Origin of the sequence: Gallicola sp. Sow4_E12, from assembly GCF_052116305.1 — a bacterium.
In the GTDB taxonomy this organism is placed as follows: domain Bacteria; phylum Bacillota; class Clostridia; order Tissierellales; family Peptoniphilaceae; genus JBQKLI01.
On the sequence record NZ_JBQKLI010000004.1, the window covers coordinates 1 to 17,460 of the forward strand.

Annotated in this window: 21 protein-coding genes; 16 read left to right on the forward strand and 5 right to left on the reverse strand. The window is 34.8% G+C overall.

Annotated elements, in window-relative coordinates; all coding sequences use genetic code 11:
* A partial coding sequence (locus tag ACTQ46_RS02995) for an IS3 family transposase (protein WP_441747529.1) occupies window positions 1-93 on the forward strand: 93 nt, incomplete at its 5' end.
* Window positions 94-517: 424 nt separating this feature from the next.
* Here ACTQ46_RS02995 and ACTQ46_RS03000 read toward each other — a convergent pair.
* From ACTQ46_RS03000 to ACTQ46_RS03010, 3 genes are all read right to left on the reverse strand, one after another.
* Entirely contained in the window at window positions 518-1,324 is an 807-nt protein-coding gene (locus tag ACTQ46_RS03000) for a hypothetical protein (RefSeq protein WP_441747401.1), read from the reverse strand.
* 18 nt (window positions 1,325-1,342) lie between these two features.
* On the reverse strand, window positions 1,343-1,690 hold the full coding sequence (locus ACTQ46_RS03005) for a hypothetical protein (RefSeq protein ID WP_441747402.1): 348 nt from the start codon (window positions 1,688-1,690) through the stop codon (window positions 1,343-1,345).
* Window positions 1,691-1,769: 79 nt separating this feature from the next.
* The gene (locus ACTQ46_RS03010) at window positions 1,770-2,333 is read right to left on the reverse strand and encodes a TetR/AcrR family transcriptional regulator (protein ID WP_441747403.1); all 564 of its coding nucleotides are present in this window, start codon (window positions 2,331-2,333) and stop codon (window positions 1,770-1,772) included.
* Window positions 2,334-2,760: 427 nt separating this feature from the next.
* On the opposite strand from ACTQ46_RS03010, the gene ACTQ46_RS03015 reads away from it, so the two are divergent.
* Both ACTQ46_RS03015 and ACTQ46_RS03020 read left to right on the forward strand, forming a co-directional pair.
* Window positions 2,761-3,372, forward strand: a complete 612-nt coding sequence (locus ACTQ46_RS03015; protein WP_407108621.1) for a TetR/AcrR family transcriptional regulator — start codon at window positions 2,761-2,763, stop codon at window positions 3,370-3,372.
* Window positions 3,373-3,434: 62 nt separating this feature from the next.
* Window positions 3,435-4,262 carry an alpha/beta fold hydrolase gene (locus tag ACTQ46_RS03020; RefSeq protein WP_441747404.1) on the forward strand — a complete coding sequence of 276 codons (828 nt, stop codon included), beginning with the start codon at window positions 3,435-3,437 and terminating at the stop codon, window positions 4,260-4,262.
* Window positions 4,263-4,635: 373 nt separating this feature from the next.
* On the opposite strand, the gene ACTQ46_RS03025 is transcribed toward ACTQ46_RS03020, so the two are convergent.
* Window positions 4,636-4,851, reverse strand: coding sequence for a phage holin family protein (locus tag ACTQ46_RS03025; RefSeq protein ID WP_441747405.1), 216 nt, complete (start codon window positions 4,849-4,851; stop codon window positions 4,636-4,638).
* Window positions 4,852-5,128: 277 nt separating this feature from the next.
* Here ACTQ46_RS03025 and ACTQ46_RS03030 point away from each other — a divergent pair, with 277 nt between their 5' ends.
* The 7 genes from ACTQ46_RS03030 to ACTQ46_RS03060 all read left to right on the forward strand — a co-directional run bounded on the left by ACTQ46_RS03030 (window position 5,129) and on the right by ACTQ46_RS03060 (window position 9,787).
* On the forward strand, window positions 5,129-5,842 hold the full coding sequence (locus ACTQ46_RS03030) for a phosphate/phosphite/phosphonate ABC transporter substrate-binding protein (RefSeq protein ID WP_441747406.1): 714 nt from the start codon (window positions 5,129-5,131) through the stop codon (window positions 5,840-5,842).
* A gap of 105 nt (window positions 5,843-5,947) precedes the next feature.
* On the forward strand, window positions 5,948-7,081 hold the full coding sequence (locus ACTQ46_RS03035) for an alpha/beta fold hydrolase (RefSeq protein ID WP_441747407.1): 1,134 nt from the start codon (window positions 5,948-5,950) through the stop codon (window positions 7,079-7,081).
* Complete coding sequence (locus ACTQ46_RS03040; protein ID WP_441747408.1) at window positions 7,078-7,572, forward strand: LURP-one-related/scramblase family protein; 495 nt, start codon at window positions 7,078-7,080, stop codon at window positions 7,570-7,572. Before ACTQ46_RS03035 ends, ACTQ46_RS03040 begins: the two co-directional genes overlap by 4 nt.
* An 80-nt stretch (window positions 7,573-7,652) precedes the next feature.
* Window positions 7,653-8,162 carry a hypothetical protein gene (locus ACTQ46_RS03045; protein WP_441747409.1) on the forward strand — a complete coding sequence of 170 codons (510 nt, stop codon included), beginning with the start codon at window positions 7,653-7,655 and terminating at the stop codon, window positions 8,160-8,162.
* A gap of 43 nt (window positions 8,163-8,205) precedes the next feature.
* Window positions 8,206-8,457 (forward strand): hypothetical protein, encoded by a 252-nt coding sequence (locus tag ACTQ46_RS03050; RefSeq protein WP_441747410.1) that lies wholly within the window; start codon window positions 8,206-8,208, stop codon window positions 8,455-8,457.
* A gap of 25 nt (window positions 8,458-8,482) precedes the next feature.
* Window positions 8,483-8,782 (forward strand): DUF4298 domain-containing protein, encoded by a 300-nt coding sequence (locus tag ACTQ46_RS03055; protein WP_441747411.1) that lies wholly within the window; start codon window positions 8,483-8,485, stop codon window positions 8,780-8,782.
* A 249-nt stretch (window positions 8,783-9,031) separates the two neighbouring features.
* On the forward strand, window positions 9,032-9,787 hold the full coding sequence (locus ACTQ46_RS03060) for a carbonic anhydrase (protein WP_441747412.1): 756 nt from the start codon (window positions 9,032-9,034) through the stop codon (window positions 9,785-9,787).
* 177 nt (window positions 9,788-9,964) lie between these two features.
* Here the strand turns inward: ACTQ46_RS03060 and ACTQ46_RS03065 are convergent, their stop codons facing one another.
* Window positions 9,965-10,072 carry a rubredoxin-like domain-containing protein gene (locus tag ACTQ46_RS03065; protein ID WP_441747413.1) on the reverse strand — a complete coding sequence of 36 codons (108 nt, stop codon included), beginning with the start codon at window positions 10,070-10,072 and terminating at the stop codon, window positions 9,965-9,967.
* Window positions 10,073-10,204: 132 nt separating this feature from the next.
* Between ACTQ46_RS03065 and ACTQ46_RS03070 the strand changes: the two genes are divergently transcribed.
* The 6 genes from ACTQ46_RS03070 to ACTQ46_RS03095 all read left to right on the forward strand — a co-directional run bounded on the left by ACTQ46_RS03070 (window position 10,205) and on the right by ACTQ46_RS03095 (window position 17,452).
* Window positions 10,205-11,389: an amidohydrolase gene (locus tag ACTQ46_RS03070; protein ID WP_441747414.1), complete on the forward strand. Its 1,185-nt coding sequence runs from the start codon at window positions 10,205-10,207 to the stop codon at window positions 11,387-11,389.
* A 150-nt stretch (window positions 11,390-11,539) separates the two neighbouring features.
* On the forward strand, window positions 11,540-12,034 hold the full coding sequence (locus tag ACTQ46_RS03075; RefSeq protein WP_441747415.1) for a hypothetical protein: 495 nt from the start codon (window positions 11,540-11,542) through the stop codon (window positions 12,032-12,034).
* Window positions 12,035-12,238: 204 nt separating this feature from the next.
* Window positions 12,239-12,889 carry a redox-sensing transcriptional repressor Rex gene (locus ACTQ46_RS03080; protein WP_441747416.1) on the forward strand — a complete coding sequence of 217 codons (651 nt, stop codon included), beginning with the start codon at window positions 12,239-12,241 and terminating at the stop codon, window positions 12,887-12,889.
* Between the two features lie 65 nt (window positions 12,890-12,954).
* Complete coding sequence (locus ACTQ46_RS03085) at window positions 12,955-14,853, forward strand: ABC-F family ATP-binding cassette domain-containing protein (RefSeq protein ID WP_441747417.1); 1,899 nt, start codon at window positions 12,955-12,957, stop codon at window positions 14,851-14,853.
* An 11-nt stretch (window positions 14,854-14,864) separates the two neighbouring features.
* Complete coding sequence (locus tag ACTQ46_RS03090) at window positions 14,865-16,241, forward strand: GTP pyrophosphokinase (protein ID WP_441747418.1); 1,377 nt, start codon at window positions 14,865-14,867, stop codon at window positions 16,239-16,241.
* Entirely contained in the window at window positions 16,238-17,452 is a 1,215-nt protein-coding gene (locus ACTQ46_RS03095) for an NAD(P)H-hydrate dehydratase (protein ID WP_441747419.1), read from the forward strand. Before ACTQ46_RS03090 ends, ACTQ46_RS03095 begins: the two co-directional genes overlap by 4 nt.
* Window positions 17,453-17,460: the final 8 nt, after the last annotated feature.

Consider the following 17,460-nt stretch of genomic DNA (forward strand, 5'->3'; position numbering starts at 1 on the left):
GTAAACTGGTACAACAATATTAGGATACATTCTTCATTGGGATATTTGAGTCCGGTTGCGTATAGAAGCAAACTTCTTAAGGAAGTTGTCTAGTTTAGTGTTGACAGTCCAGGCATTCAGTTAATTGACATGGTGTACTTAACCAGAAAAATATAAATTAAAATTTACTGGAGTATTAGGTTAAACTTTGTGACCAAATTTTGACTTTATACCAAGCATCAAAAGCATAATAAGCCGATAATGTATGATCCTAAATCGTACATTATCGGCTCTGTTTCGTGTTATCTCAACTAAATTATTTTGCCATAAATTTTTTGGATTAATGATTATTGTTGAAGCTAAAGTTTATAAATTAGAATTGTTAGATTGGTTTTATTTCAAATTTCAGAGTAGTTCAATCTAAATATAGCCATTAACAAACAGCTTGTTGATTTCAATTATTCACTCAAACATTTTCAAAATGATAATGCAACATTCTCTAAAAATATCTTGAAATGATAATTTAAACTGACAACGACTATTTTAATCCAGTAAAACTATCAACTTTAATATTCAATTTTTCAATTCCATTTTCCAAAAGAAACTTCTTCATGGTTTCAACATCTTCAGGTTGACCAGATAAGATATACGTCGCTTTGTTGCCATACTTATCTACAGAATTTTTCAATTGTGTTTGGATTTCATTAAGGTCGTTACTGGTTTCATATGTCAAATTTGTCGTTTTATCTGACAACTTTCTCATTTCTTCATCAAAGATAGTTACTCCCTTATCTAAGTGATTGAGGATTATATCCCGTTTGCCAGCCCACTCTTTAATAATTGGACGTACTGCTGCAATACCAACGTCAGAGGCAAAACAAACAAGTGGTTCTTCACCATCTGCAACAGATAAATGAGAGTCAACCCAGCTTATATCAACCTTACTTCCTGCTAGTAAACTGGTCAAACTTTTCTTATACAGACTACCACTATTGTGTGTCAAAATAAGAATTTCATTTTCATCAGGATTGGAAGCTATTGTTAGCCAGCGACTGTTTTGTTTGTTTTTATCACTGCTCATTGTAGCACCGGATACCGCATCGGTAGTTTCTTGATTGCTCTCCTTAACATCATGTAATGCAAATTGAGCAAAAGAGCCGGCTTTCCATGTCATATTGTCAGGTTTCGTCAAGTGTATTAAGTAAAGGTCACCATTGAGATTTTCAATGGATTTAACCGACAAAGTTTGACTACGTCCAAGATAGGTGGTCACACCCCAAGCAATAAGGCATATTGCTACCAAAATAGATATAATAATTATCAACATTTTTTTACCTCTTTTCATTATTTACCTCATTTCGCTTCATTTCCAAAATTTAAAAGATAGCCAAAAAGCCAATGCGATAACAGGAATAAAGCCAATCACTTTTATTATCAAATCCGTATCGGGCAGACTGTAAATATAAATCATGGTAGTCACTGCTGCCAACCAAATGCCTGCAATTTGCAGGATGGCAGGCAAGCCGGCAATCATGCACAACCCTATTGCCAGTAAAATCATGCCTCCAGCTGCAAAGGACATAAAATCAGGGCTTGATAAATCAAGTGGCTGTAGCGTAGTTCCCCATATAATGGCCAAAACACCAATAACGGCGATAGAAATTCCTGTAATACCTAATCCATTCATTTTTTTAACTCCTTGTTTGTTCATAAAAATATTTCCTTTCATTATTGAGTGAATATAATATAAATTCATTCATATTTTTGCAAAAAATAAAGAAGTAAATTCTTTATTTAAGAACGCCTTTAACGAAGTTAGTTGCAAGAGTTTCAAGCGTTTGGCTAATATTCGGGAAGTTATCTTCTGTGATGTTCATATCCATGTAGTAAAACAAATTATAAACCTGTAGAATACCTTGAATTTGTTCATGTGAACATCCTGCTGCTATCATTCGATTAGTAAAGGTCTCCACTAAAAACTGATGAAAAGGATTTGCTGCTTTGCCTTCTTCCGAGGAATAATAGTTATGCAACTCATCAGAAATAGCAGGATTGTACCATTCCATAAGAATTTTATTAGAAGAAATTAAATTTCGTGACAGTTTGAAAAAATGGCTAATAAGTTCTACCATATCATTTTCCCAATCAATTTCGCTTATAATCGCTTGGCGTACTCGGTTATTCTCATCTACATATACATCTAAAAAAATAGATTCTTTACTCTCATAATAGTTATAAAATGAACCTACTGCGACTCCAGCTTGCTTGGCAATCTCTGTAATACCAGTTGCTGTATATCCTTTTTTCGAGAAGAGCTCATAGCCAGCTGTCTTTAATGCTTGTTTTTTATCCAAGGTATTAGTCCTCCTATTTTTCACCAGTGAATGAATAAATATTTTATTCATTCATAGTTTATCAAATTAAATGTAAATTGTCAATAGATAACAAAATACTTTGAATCTCCATAGTAGTTAATATAATATATATTGGAACCGAAAAGCGATGGCAGAGTTGAAGACGGCTCATCTGTGTATCAAGAACAGAAATATGACGAGAAGAAACATTTCGTTACTCGATGAGAAGAATGGGAATTGTAACAAAAACAGATAAAGTCGACAACAATATTTTCAACTATCTTATTTAATAAGTAACAAAAAAGCCAGACTCAATTATTCATTGAGCTGGCTTAATTTATTTTGACTAAATAATGTTATTTACAAGCTAATGAATATTAGCTTATAATTGAGTTGGCTAATGAACATTAGCATAAGGGGGTATGGAATGAAGACGAAGGAGAAAATTTTAAGAGAATCATTAAAACTATTTGCTATGAAGGGTTTCAATGAAATATCACTAAATGAATTAGCAGAAAATGTAGGGATAAAGGCACCAAGCCTTTATAAGCATTATAAAAGTAAACAAGATATTTTTAGTCACTGCATAGAATATTTTAGATGCCAGTTAGAAGAAAAAAGAGAAAATTTGTCTTTACCAAAAAACGGAGAAAATTCTAAAGTATATGCTGATAAAAGTAGGGAAGAAATTATAAATATAGCAATAGATTTATTCAAGTATCATTTATTGGATCCAGTCGCTTCAAACTTCAGGAAGATGCTACTAAAAGACCGATATAACAATCAAGAAATTGATGATTTATATATGGAAATATTCATTAAATCTCCTATTGAATATCAAAAAATAGTTTTTCAATACCTAATGGACAATGATTATTTTATAAAGGATGATGTTCAAACAATGGCCATAAATTTTTATACTCCAATATTTTTTCTAATTCAGAAATATGATACAAATATCGAGTCCATTAATGAAGGAGAGAAAGAACTATCAGAAATAATGAACGATTTTTGTGATAGATATGAGGTAAAGAAATGAAAGTGGTATTTAAATTCATATTGCTTATCATATTATTTTATTTATTGTTTATGAAGATTAACATGGATAAATCATTGGAACAAGCGAATAAAAACTTAGAGAAATATGAGCCTAAGATTGCAAATTTATCGTACGGAAAAATGGAATATTTAGATAAGGGTGAGGGTGAGATAATCCTTTCTAATCATGGTTTATTTGGAGGATTTGATCAGGGGTATGAAAATATAGCTAATTTATCAAACAATCTGAGAATAATCGCGCCCTCAAGATTTGGATACTTAAATAGTGATATAAAGGGTGATGGGACTCCTAAAGAACAAGCAAAAGCATACGTTGAACTTTTAGACTATTTAAATATAGATAAAGTCTTTATTATGGGAGCTTCAGCTGGAGGAACGCTAGCAATTAGATTTGCCTTAGATTATCCAGAAAGATGTAAGGGACTGATTTTATATTCATCGGCAATGCCTGAAATGTCAAAAGTTGAAAAAGTGAATTATAAACAGGGGCCACCAGATGTATTAGTTAATAACTATCCTATGTACTTATTAAGTCCATTATTCAATAAATTTATGGGAATGGACAAAGATATTATTAAATCGATGTTGCCAATTGATAAGAAAAAAATCGGCATAAAATTAGATAGCGAGGTCAATAATCCAGATATGGCAGCCAATTTTGATGATTATAATATTGAATCACTAAAGGTACCTGTCTTGATAATGCAAGCTGAAGATGACAAACTAACGGATGTAAATAAAATGGTGAATGTATCAAGCAGATTTCCAAATCTTACTATGAAAATATTTAAAAGTGGCGGTCATATGTTGAGGGGGAATGATGCAGAAGTAAGAAAAACAGTTAATGTATTTATAGAAAATAATAAGTAATTTTATAAGAGGAGATTAATTTCTATTCTCTAAGATCCAATGACCGTTATGAATTCAAAAGTAACAAACAAATCCATACAATATTCATAGCAACGGTTGATGGTAAAAAATTAAGTTTATAAATAATAAAAAAATGAATTAAGTGACTATCAATTATATAGATTTTATGGAAAAACTTTAAATATATCATATTTAATATGTAACAAAAAAGCCAGACTCAATTATACATTGAGTCTGGCTTAATTTATTTTTTTTGATTTGTATTTCGATTAGCTTCAGTTTCGCCTGTTGCAAAGATACTGATTACAATCGATAAAATAATAGCAGTTAGCAAACCATCAATGTGAACACCATTGACAAAATTATCGGCCAATTAGATCATAGCAACGTTAACAAAAAGGTTAAAAAGCCCTAAGGTAAGAATCGTTAACAGACATCCCAATGTTTTTATGATTTTTCCAACTATCCCAGTAGTTATTCCTAGAATAAAAGCAAAAAACAAGGCACTCATAAAGCTTTCAACCGCAATTCCAGGTAGTATATAGCTCATAATAATCGTGACTAAGGTCGTAATCAATAAATTTCTCATAATCCGCCTCCTTTTATATAACATATTAATTATATCATTTTTTGTTGAAAAATTCTAAGTTGAGCTTCATCAAATGAATTATTTATCCAAATTCATTTGATTAATAAATTAGTGAGAAATCCATGGGAAATAATTGTGTCAAAGGATTGCACACGCAATCCTTTTTTGCATTTACGAAAAAATTACAGATGGGCTAAATTTTTATATTAATTTTACGTAATAATTAAATTGGATTGTTAAAGTACAGATGTAACAAAAATATTAGGAGGTTTCTTTGATGAAAAAAATTAAAGCGATGTTAGCTCAATTAGTACTATTAGTAGTTAGTGGTGTTGTTGCTCCAAGTCTAAGTGTTTCAGCTCAAGAAGAATTAACAATTGTTTGGTATCCTAACGAGTCAGGTGCTGATTTAGAATCTTCTCGTGAACAAATCTCTACTTTAATTTCAGAAGCTACAGGTAAAACAGTTAAAAACTTAACAACAACTGATTACAATATTGCAATTGAAGCAATCGCATCTGGTCAAGGTAACTTAGCTTTCATGGGTGGACAAGGATATGTTCAAGCACGTGAATTAAATGAAAAAGTTGAACCTTTAGTAATTGTTTCTGGTAAATCTGGTACTTTAGAAGATGCAGTTTACTATTCATGGTTAAACGTATTAGAAGCAAACGCTGAAGAATACAAAAATGATAAAGGCGAATATGTGATTGACAATATCAAAGGCAAAAAAATGTCATTTGTATCTGAGTCTTCTACTTCAGGTTTTGTAATTCCAACTTCTGGAATGATTGAATATTTTACTGAAGACAAATTAACTCAAGATGATTTATTAGAAGGTGGAGAAGGTAAATTCTTCTCAGAAGTAATGTTTGGTGGATCTCACCAAGGTTCATTATACAATGTTATCTCTGGTATGGCTGATGTTGCGGCTGCTTGTGATACATGTGTGATTAACTATGTTGAACCAGCGACGATTAAATGGGAATAAGATAAAAGATCAGCGTCAGCTGGTCTTTTTTTATGTATTTATAAAGGATAAATTAGGGTACATATATGTAGAAATCTATTAAATATAAGCTCAGGGGATAAAATAATGGACAGAAATAAAAAGAATAATTTATTAAAAAAGATTGGATTAGGAATCGCAGGGTTTTCTCTTTCTTTTACTGCCTTTATAGCCTTTATTCGAATGGACTATAAGAAAAAGATCCGTATTCAGTCGGAAAACGGGATTCAGGAATGTGGTTTTAAATCCATCGGCGGAATTATGCAGTATTTTCAGTTTCGAGGGGAAGATGTGAGAAATCCTGTTATACTTTTCCTTCACGGAGGACCAGGAAGCCCTCATTCTTTTGTATCCCACCATTATCAGAGGGAACTGGAGAAGGATTATACTTTCGTGAATTGGGATCAGCCCGGCTCCGGCAGAACCTTTTATGCAAATCAAGAACGATTTAGAACAGATAAAATTACTGTAGATGAAATCTTGAGAGATTTAGATGAAGTAGTGGACTATATCCGAAACCGCTTTCATCAAGACAAGATTATTATTATGGGGCATTCTTGGGGATCGGTAATCGGAAGCATATATATACAAGAACATCCTGAGAAAATACGCGCCTATATCGGGCTGGGACAGGTTATCGATCCTACTGGAGAAGAAAAGGCAGTTCATGAAGCCATGAGGCAAGCTCATAAAGATGGAAATGAGAAGTATATTAAAGAACTGGGTCTGCTCTTCGATGATTTCAACAAAGCAAAGGATATTGGAGAAATTAATGAGAAACAGCTCCTTCGTATTCGAAAAGTGGCGGCCGCATATCTCCCGGAAGAAGAAGTGCGAAAGGGCCGGGAAATGTTGTGGATGGGGATCAGCTCGCCGGAGATGAACAAAGAAGATTTTAGATGGTATAAAAAAATTCTTATAGAATCAAGGGATTTTGCAGATATACAAAGAAATTTAGTGGATTTTCTATTTTTTAAATTTGATATTCGAGAACTGTCTAAAAAATATGAAGTACCGATCTATTATATTTCTGGAACTAGCGATTGGATAACGCCATTTGTAGCTGTAGAAGAATATATCGAAGAGATCGAAGCTCCAGATAAGAAGTTTGTTTTTGTAAAGGGAGCAGGACACAATGCCCATGTGGATAATCCAAAAGCCTTTGCAAAGGCAGTACGTTCTCTATTAAACAGAACGAAGAAAGATGAGGGTGAAGAATGAAAAGCTTATTTATAAAACAAAAAGTATTTAAAATTACAGATCATTATCCTGTCTTAGACGAATCTGGGAATGCAGTTTATCATGTAGATCAGGATTTTCAATTATTAGGTTTGTCTGTCGTGATCAGCGATCAGGAAGGAAATCCTGTCTGCAAAGTAGACCGTAAGATTTTATCTTTTCTTCCTGTGTTTTATCTCTCCTTTCATACGGGTGAAGAAATCGTTATGAAATCCAGATTCACATTTCTAAGGCAGAAAATAGACATAGAACCTTATGAACTAGGGATTTATATTGAAGGAAATATTATTGACCATAAATTTGCAGTATACAAGGGAGGTCGTATCATCGGACGAATAGACAGGGAGCTTCTTGTGTGGGGAGACAGCTATCATTTAGAGATCATAGAAGAAGAGTATGAGCTGTTATTTGTAGGGATGGTTGTGGCTATCGATCATATTATAGATATAAGACAGTCCTCTTCCAGCAGCTAAAAGAATCGTAATATTATTGAAATTCCAGCGTAATCTTTTTGAAGATATTGGGTGGTAAAATAAGAATAGAGGTGAAATCAATGAAAAAAATTTTTATAGTTGTTGGAATTGGAATTGTTCTGTTGGCAGGGCTTTTGACCTTTTTAACAAAAAAGGAAAGCAAGATAAGTATCGACAGCGATATTAATATTTACTCTGGAAAAGTTGTTACCTATGAGGACGATCATGGCGGTTTTCATGGAGATGGAACGACCTTTGCAGTTATCGACTTTGGAAAAGAAAATGTAAAAGACAAATATAAGGAAAATAAAGAATGGAAACCCCTTCCCTTAACGGAAAATCTCGAGATTTTAAACTATGGGAAAAAAGAAGGGGAAGAATGGAGCAGAATGCCAACAATTGCAGATGAAAAGATCAAACCTCTGATTCCACGAATTAAGAACGGATATTATTTCTTTAAAGACAGACATTTCGAGTCAAAGGATCCAAAAGATGATACAGATCTTTTTAACCGTACCTCTATGAATTTCATTTTTGCAGTTTTTGACGAAGATTCAAATAAAATGTATTATTATAAATTTGATTCTTAAAGATTAGGAAGATCTTTCTTTGTGAACGTATTAGGAGAAAAGCATGATCCAGTATTATTATTTAAAAGATATAAAAAGAATTGGAAAAAGAGATAAGGAAATTTATTATTTGTTAGATAAAGAAAAAGGCTGGATCCTAGATGAGGAAAAGAAAATTATCGATCGGCTTATCGGCTTTGACAGTACAAAAACCGAAGATCCAAAATCTCGTATAGGGAATATGGAGATTATAAGTCAAATAGAAGAGATAGATGCTGAAGAAGTTATAGAACGTTTAACCAGCAGGGAAAACTAAAAAAACAAATAAAAGGAGAACTGCCATGAATAATGCTGAAGAAAGAATGATAAAGGCAAAAGAAATGTATGATGCAGTCGCTTCAGACAATGAAAAGCTTAAAGACTTTATAGAAGTTCTAAAGGAAATGCCGGAACGTATGGAACCTTTATCTGATTATTATTTTAATGAATGGATAGAGGATGTTGCAGAACTGGAAGACACAGATTTTCATAATGAAGTTATGAATCAGGATTCCATATATGAAGAAATTGCAGATCAGTACGATATGATGAAAGAAATTATTCTTATCGCCGCAAAATATATTAATAAAGAATTTAACTAAGATAAGCTATAGAATTAAAAAAGATGAAGTTAAAGCAGAAAAGGGTATATGTTTCTGCTTTTTTTTGATTTAATAATAGATTATTCTGAACATAGTGGCGGAGATGATGATTCATTGATATACTAAAATATAGAATTATATTTTTATATTTTGTAAAAACCATAAAAGCTTAAAGGATTTACAAAGTAGAAAGAATCATCCTTCCATGATATAATATAAAAAAATTGAAGTATCATAGGAGGGAATATTATGCAGATTAAGAAAACCATTGCCGCAGTGCTATTTTCCATTATGATGATAGGCGCACTTTCTGGATGTACGTCGCCTCAGCCTGAAGCAGCAGAAGAGAACAGCACTTCAGAAGTCATCAGTACAGAGGAAACAGAAGAAAGACAAACAGCAGAAACGCCTGAAGAAGCATTACAGTTTCTGAAAGACGGAAACCAACGATTTGTGGATAACAATCAAGCAAACAACGACTTAAGCGAAACAAGAAGAAATGAACTGGTAGAAGGACAGGAGCCTTTTGCAGTTGTGGTTGCCTGCTCCGATTCTAGAGTCGTTCCAGAACATGCTTTTGATCAGGGGCTGGGAGATATTTTTGTAGTAAGAGTTGCTGGAAATATTTTGGATCCGGCAGAGATCGGCAGTGTAGAATATGCAGTAGATCATTTAGATAGCAAAGTTGTCGTAGTTTTAGGCCATGAAAGCTGCGGAGCTGTTACAGCAGCAGTGGAAAAAGACCAGAATACAGAAAATAGTCATACAACCGAACATATCGATGCTTTTTTAGATAATATCGAGCCGGCTGTTGCTAGAGCGAAAGAATCGGAATTAGAAGGGAAAGAATTAGTAGAAAAAACTGCAGAGATTAATGCAGAATTAGCAGCAGCACAGCTTCTTTCAGACAGCAGCTTAATAAAGAGTGCTTCAGAAAATAATGAAGTAAAAGTTGTTTCTGGAAAATACCTGTTAACTACCGGGGCAGTGGAGTGGCATGAATAGAAAGAGCGGCATTATTAAAAAAATGTATATGTTCGTCTGGTTTATGGACTTTGTGGAGGATGTTCGTTTTTGTGTATAGTAATAAAGATCTTAAGGGAAATCTGCACAGAAATTGTACATAGAAAAACAGCAGAGCAATTGCTCTGCTGTTTTTTTGAATGGGATATTTAGTTTGTTTTATTTCATTTCAAAGTCATCGCTGGAAGCACCGCAGACAGGACAGAAAGCCGGCGGTGTATCTCCTTCATAAATATAGCTGCAGATAATGCATCTCCATCTTTTCATATTTGCCTCCTGGTTTTTTGAATTAGATAATATATACCCTTTAATGAGATAATTTTTAGCTAACTACATAAAATATATAAAAATGGGTACAAATAGATTAATAGAATTCCATGAGGGAATAAGGAGGTAATTATGTTATTGCAAGAACTTTACAAAAAACTGGAAGAAAAAAAAGAGCAGATGATCGAAAACAGAAGATGGCTTCATGCCCATCCTGAGCTTTCTTATGAAGAAAAAGAAACAAGCAAGTTTATCGCTAAATTTTATGAGGGAAAAGATGCAGAAGTTGAGACCGGTGTTGGCGGAACTGGTATAAAAGTTACGATAGATTCGGGAAATCCTGGAAAAACAGTAGCGATACGAGCTGATTTCGATGCTTTGCCTATAATAGAAGAGACAGGGCTTGACTATGCTTCTCAAAACAAAGGAATTATGCATGCTTGCGGACATGATGCCCATACTGCCTATATGATGGCTTTAGCAGACAGTTTAATCGAATTAAAAGATCAATTGAAGGGTAAAGTAGTTGTTATCCATCAGCTGGGAGAAGAGGTTCCTCCGGGAGGAGCGTCTTATATGATCAAAGACGGCGTTCTTGATGGAGTAGACAATATCTTCGGCTGCCATGTTATGAGCCAGATGGAAACAGGTAATGTATATTATCATGAAGGTCCGACCCAGCAAGCGAGAGCGAAGTTTACCGTTAAAATTCAAGGCAAGGGCGGTCATGGAGCCATGCCGAACGAAGCTAACGATGCGATCGTTGCAGCATGTCATGTTGTTGTAGCTCTTCAGACAATTGTCAGCCGCCGTTTGAATCCTTTTGATGCAGGTGTTGTAACAATCGGATCTTTTGGAGGAGAAGGAACCTTTAATATTATCAAAGACAGTGTGACGATTGTAGGAGATGTAAGATGTATGTCCGATGATGTTCAAAAGCTTATCGGAGAACAGATAGAAACGATCAGCAAAGGCGTAGGAGCAGGATTTGGTTGCGGTGTTGAAGTAGACTTCGTTCCAGACTATCCGGTACTAGACAACGATCCTGAAATGACCCGATTAGCTGTGGAGGCGATTAAAGAGGCCAACATCGATGAAGTGAAAGAAGTTTTAGACTCCGGTCCTCAATCTCCCTCAGAAGATTTTGCATACTATACGAAAATTGTACCGGCTTGTTTCTTCTATATCGGTGCGAAACTGGATACAGGAGAGACATTCCCTCACCACCATCCTAAATTCCAAATCAATGAAAAGGCTATGACTATCGCTGCGAAGTCTATGGGTGCTGTTGTATTAAAATATATGGGTTTAGAGTAATAATTTTAAAGAGACAGAATTTTCTGTCTCTTTTTGCTTATGACTATAAAAAAGAATGGTAATATCAGCGATCTGTGATATTATTATAGATATAGATTAGCAGTATCATTTAGGCTAAAGAGAATTTTTAAATAAAGGCGGAGGGAAAATATGATCAGCGAATTAATACTTCGAAATTACAATGCCAGTCTTGCATCCAGTCCCCTGCAAAAAATTGCAGTAGTCTGCGACGAAGGCAGAGAATTGTTCGAATTGGAATCCAATCGCAGGATTCGATACGTGGAAGATGACAGACTATTCAAATTATGTGCCCAAGAGTTTTCGGATTTGCTTTCTTTTCCATATTATAAATTCAAATATGAGGAATTTAAAATTGTTCCGAATAAAGGAACCCATAATCATAAATCGAACCCAACCATTGAAAAATTGAAAATATTGGTATTGTATTTTGAAGACGGGGAACCTTTCAACAAAGGTAAAATCTTAGGGCTTGCTTATCAGCATGAAGAAACAGGAGAATACCGAATCATTTATATTCCAAATGACAAATCAGAATGGGTTTACTCAGACGGATATAAGAATAAATATTCTTTCAGCCATACGTCGAAGAATATATTATCTAAGGAAGTTGGACTTAAATCATAGTTAAAAAGCTTAGAAACTCCCTTCGGGGAGTTTTTGATTTTTAATCTGGAAGATCAGATTCGTTAAATAATTTAGGAAAAGGATTCCTCTATTTACAAGTTGGATAAAATATTGGATAATATTATGAAATACGCTATAATAGTAAGTAGTAGTTTTAACAAGGTATATAGAAGTCATAAATCATAGGAGAGTGGGAGGTGTATTATGGCTCAGCGAAATAGAGTATCATTAGCCGTAGTAAAAAGGCTGCCTAAATATTACAGATATCTAGGTATGATCGCAGACAAAGGGATTATCCGTGTATCATCCCAAGAGCTAAGTAATATAACCGGTTTGACAGCATCACAAATACGACAGGATTTAAATCATTTTGGCGGCTTTGGACAGCAGGGATATGGTTATAATGTAGAAGAGTTGAAAAACGAAATTGAAAAGATTATCGGGATTGATAAATCGTATAAAGCAATTATTATAGGTGTAGGAAATATTGGACGTGCAATTTTGAATTATAGAGGTTTCCAAAACTCCGGCTTTAATATTGTAGGTTTGTTTGACCATGCTGAAGACTTAGTGGGTAAAACGATCACTGGTTTAAAAGTTAAAGATATCAGCGATTTGGAAAGTTTTATGAAAGAAGAAGAAGCGGATATTGCGGTAATTGCGATTCCCGCAAGCGAAGCGCAGCAGGTTTGCGAAATTTTAGTCGATGGTGGTATTAAAGGGATTTGGAATTTTGCGCCGATCGATTTAAAATTGCCGAAAAAAGTAGTTTTAGAGAATGTTCATTTAGATGAGAGTTTGTACACATTGACTTATTATATGAATAATCTGAAGGATTATCCTGGAGTCAAATAAAATTTCCATAAGCGATGCATCTGCATCGCTCTTTTTATGTGTCGGGAGAAAGAAAGAGGTTAGAAATGATCGTTTTAGGAGCGAAGGATATCGAGAAATCCTATGGTGCTCGAGAAGTCCTTTCAAAGATATCTTTCAATATTAACAAGGGAGATAAAATAGGGCTTGTTGGAATAAACGGAGCAGGGAAAACAACATTATTTGATATTTTAACGGGAGAACAGTCCAGCGACGGCGGAGAGCTTTATTGGATGAAGGGGATTCGGTTCGGTTATCTGAAGCAAGGAATGAAATTAGATCCGGATAAAACCCTTTATAACTGCTGCCTAGAAGTTTTTCAAGAACTTTTAGATATGGAAGAAGAGATCCGCCAGCTGGAAAAAGATATGGCAGATCCTTCAAAAAATTTAAATACGATACTAGAGAGATATCAGCGTCTGCAAGACGAGTTTGCAGAACGGCAGGGTTTTTCTTATGATTCCCAAATAAAGGGCATGCTTAGAGGACTTGGTTTTCAGCCGGAAGATTTTGATGAAAAGATTTCTACCTTAAGCGGAGGCCAGAAATCGAGGATAAAACTTGCCCAGCTTCTTTTGAAGAAGCCGGATCTCTTGTTTTTAGATGAGCCTACAAATCACTTGGATATGAAGGCTATATCTTTTTTAGAAAGTTTTCTTCGTGATTATGAGGGAACGTGTTTTGTTATTTCCCATGATCGTTATTTCCTTGATGCTGTAGTAAATAGGATCTTTCATTTAGAAAATAAAAGGATTGAAATTTATAATACGAATTATAGCGATTATATGGTGGAAAGGAAAACAAGGCTTAAAATCCTTTGGGACACTTATAATAATCAGCAGAAGGAACGAAAGAGACAAGAAGAAATTATTGAAAAATATTTAAGCTATGGAAATGCCAGGCTCATCCGCCAAGGACAGTCCCGAAAGAAGATGCTGGATAAAATGAGCTTTCAAGACCGTCCAGAGGAAGAATCCGGAAGTTTTGATCTTGCCTTTTCACCGGCAGTAGAAAGCGGAAAAGATGTGGCTCGAGTAAAAGATATTTCCAAGTCTTACGATGGTTCGGAAATATTTAAAGAGGTAGAATTCACAATATTCAAAGGGGAAAAGGTCGGGCTTATCGGTGACAACGGGGTGGGAAAAACCACCTTGTTTAACATTATGATGAATCGAGTGAAGCCGGATACAGGCTCTGTTGTATTGGGGAGCCAAGTTCATGTAGGCTATTATGATCAGGAGCAGAGAAGTCTGCATTCAGATAAAACTGTAGTGGATGAAATATGGGACGAATTTCCTTATTTAACACATTATGAGATCCGGTCTTATCTAGCAAAGTTTCTTTTTATGGGGGATGATATTTTCAAACTTGTAGATGAACTGAGCGGAGGAGAGAAATCAAGGATTTCTTTGTTAAAATTGATGCTTTCGAATACGAATTTTCTTCTTTTAGACGAACCGACCAATCATCTGGATATTGATTCTAAAGAAGCTCTTGAAAACGCTTTAAAGGACTATACCGGTACTTGTTTTATTATCAGCCATGATCGGTATTTTCTTAATAAAGTGGTAGATAAGATTATTTTATTAGAACATTCCGGGGTCACAGAGTTTTTGGGGAATTATGATTATTATAAAGAAAAAACAGAAGGACAAACTTCAGAAGAAGAAAAAGATCTGTTATCAAAAACCCAGATTCAAAAAGATAAAAAGAGAGCTAGAGAAGAAAAACAGCGTTTAAAATCACAAAAAAAGGAAATACTTGCTGTAGAAGGAAAGATAGAAATAATCGAAGAGGAATTGAAAGCATTGCAGGAAGAATCCCTCACCCAGGAGTTTTATGAAAATAAAGAAAGAATAGAAGTTGTATTTAAAAGGATAGATACTCTGGAAAAGGAAAAAGAAGAATTGTATGAAGATTGGTTTATTCTTCAAGGAGATATATAGAAGGAGATATTATGAAACTCGGTGTTTTTGAATTTGTTGATAAAGCCTCAGCGGTAATAGAAGAAAAAAATAATGAAGTAAAATTAGCATCGAGATATCTGCGTACTTTTTTTATGGAGCTTTTAAAGGGGCGGGAAGAACTAATCAGCATTCGTTACCGCATCAAATCTAGAGAAAGCATAAAAGAAAAAATCCTCAGACAAAATTATTATCTGCGCTGCACAGAGCCGGAGGATATACTAAATATTATGCCGGATATTATCGGGATTCGCATAGAATGCCGCTTTAATGACGATGAGGGAGAAATATTCGACGAAATCCGTCAGCTTTTCAATCAAACAGAAGATTCTACCTGGTACTATACGAAAAAAGAGAAAGATATTCTGCTTGATTTGCGTGCGTTGCAGCCGCAGTATCAGCAGAATGGATTTGAAATATATAAAATCGACGGGAAATATACGTATCATGGTATGACTATAAACTTTGAGCTTCAGATAAAATCTATGGTTAATGTATTCTGGGGTGATATTGAGCATAGGATACTCTATAAGAATTTCAATTTTATGATGAGAGAAGAGTTTCTTAGGGATTTGATGTATTCCATTAAATACAATCTTACCATGATAGACAATCAGCTTTTTACAATCTATGAAAAACTTCACAGCCTAGGGACTTCTCGTATTGATTCTACAAAAGACCAGTTTAAGCAGATGGTCTCTCAAATGATTCATGATATCTACAGTATACAGATTATGGAAAGACTGGGCGTGGTAATGGATTTAAGAGATATTATTCATTTAGTTGTAGATTATCTCTTTGCAAAGATTCAGTTTTCAAAGCCGGATAGTTTCGATCGTGAAGTGATACATATCTTAAACCGTTTAACGGTAATTGCAAATTCGGATTCTACTTTTGGTGAAAAAATAGTAGTAGGAAAAATTGAATATAATCACAGAATATTGAGACAGTTTGGAGAAGGGCTTTCCGATAAAATAAACGAAGATTTCAGGTGGAATCTTGTGCTTGCTATGATTATGGATATCTGCGAAGGTACTGTAGAAGAGGAAATCAGAGTGTTTAGCGAGTTTGTCGTGTTCACTGTTGTATATCGGGTAAGAAACATTATAAAGACCCTGCATCTATCTGAAAAAGACAAGGAAGAGCTTGTTTGGACCTTTACTCAGATGATATTCCATTATTACTGTAAAGATTATCATATCCAGTATTTCACGATAGAAAGTATGAGGAATTTAGAGAATGCACTTCGGGTCTTTTTAAGAGATGTTTATGTTCCAGAGGAGCTTTTGGCCTTAGATCTAACTGATTTTTATGATCTTTTGGATGAATATTACATCAGCAATAGTATCCATAAAGGAGAATTAGAATGAAAATAGGTGTAGATATTGTAAAGGTATCCCGTCTGAAAGAGATTTTAAAACGGAAAAAGCTGGACAGTGTTTTTTCGAAAGCAGAGCAGGAAAGAATCTTTCGAAATAAAAACACTTTAGAATCAGCTTCCTCCTATTTCGCATCAAAAGAAGCTCTTAGCAAAGCAATGGGGATAGGAATTTGGAAAATGGGGCTTGACAGCGTAGAAGTTCTTCATGATGATATGGGAAAGCCTTATTTTAATATATTAAACAAGGAAAAAATTCCCTTTTCAAATGAAGAAGTGGATTTATCGATAGCCCATGATGGAGAATACTGCATCGCGGCAGCAGTTTTGAAAGATCCGCTGCAAGCAGACAGGAAGATATCGGGATTATTAAAAAAACGAAAAAGAGATTCCAACAAAGGGGATTATGGAAGAGCAGCACTTATAGGAGGATCTTCAGGAATGAGCGGTTCCTGTTTTTTAAGCTCGACAGCAGCACTTCGCTCAGGTGCAGGGCTTTCCTATACGATTGTTCCGGATTCTATTTCCCAAATTCTGCAGATAAAAAGCCTTGAAACTATTGTCATTCCGATTCATACGGAGGGCGGGGATTTTAATGCAGCGTCAAGTTCCGAAGTTCTTGAAAAGATCAAAAACATGGATGCTATAGGGATCGGACCGGGTCTGGGTTCTGGAGAAGAGATAGCAGACTTTGTAAAAAAAATTCTAATCCATTCAGATAAACCTTTTGTAATTGATGCAGACGCACTAAATGCTCTATCAAAAGACTTATCCTATGTATCGGATCTTTCTCAAGACATTATCCTTACACCGCATCCCTTGGAAATGGCAAGACTTCTGGGTACAACAGTAGATGAGGTAGAAAAAGACCGGATATCTGCAGCGAAACATTTTGCAAAGTTATATGGATGTACGTTGCTCTTAAAGGGTTCAAAAACTGTAGTAACGAATGGTGAAGAGGTCTATATCAATACCACTGGAAATCCAGGTATGGCAACAGCAGGAAGCGGGGATGTATTAACAGGTATTATTCTTGCCTTGCTGGGACAGGGATATGGGACCATGGAAGCCGGGAAAATGGGAGCTTATATCCACGGATTTGCAGGAGATCTGGCAAAAGAAGAGTTGGGAGAAATGGGAATGGTCGCTTCTGACATTATTCGCTATTTGCCCAAAACATTAAAAAGAATGGAAGAATTATAAAAGATATC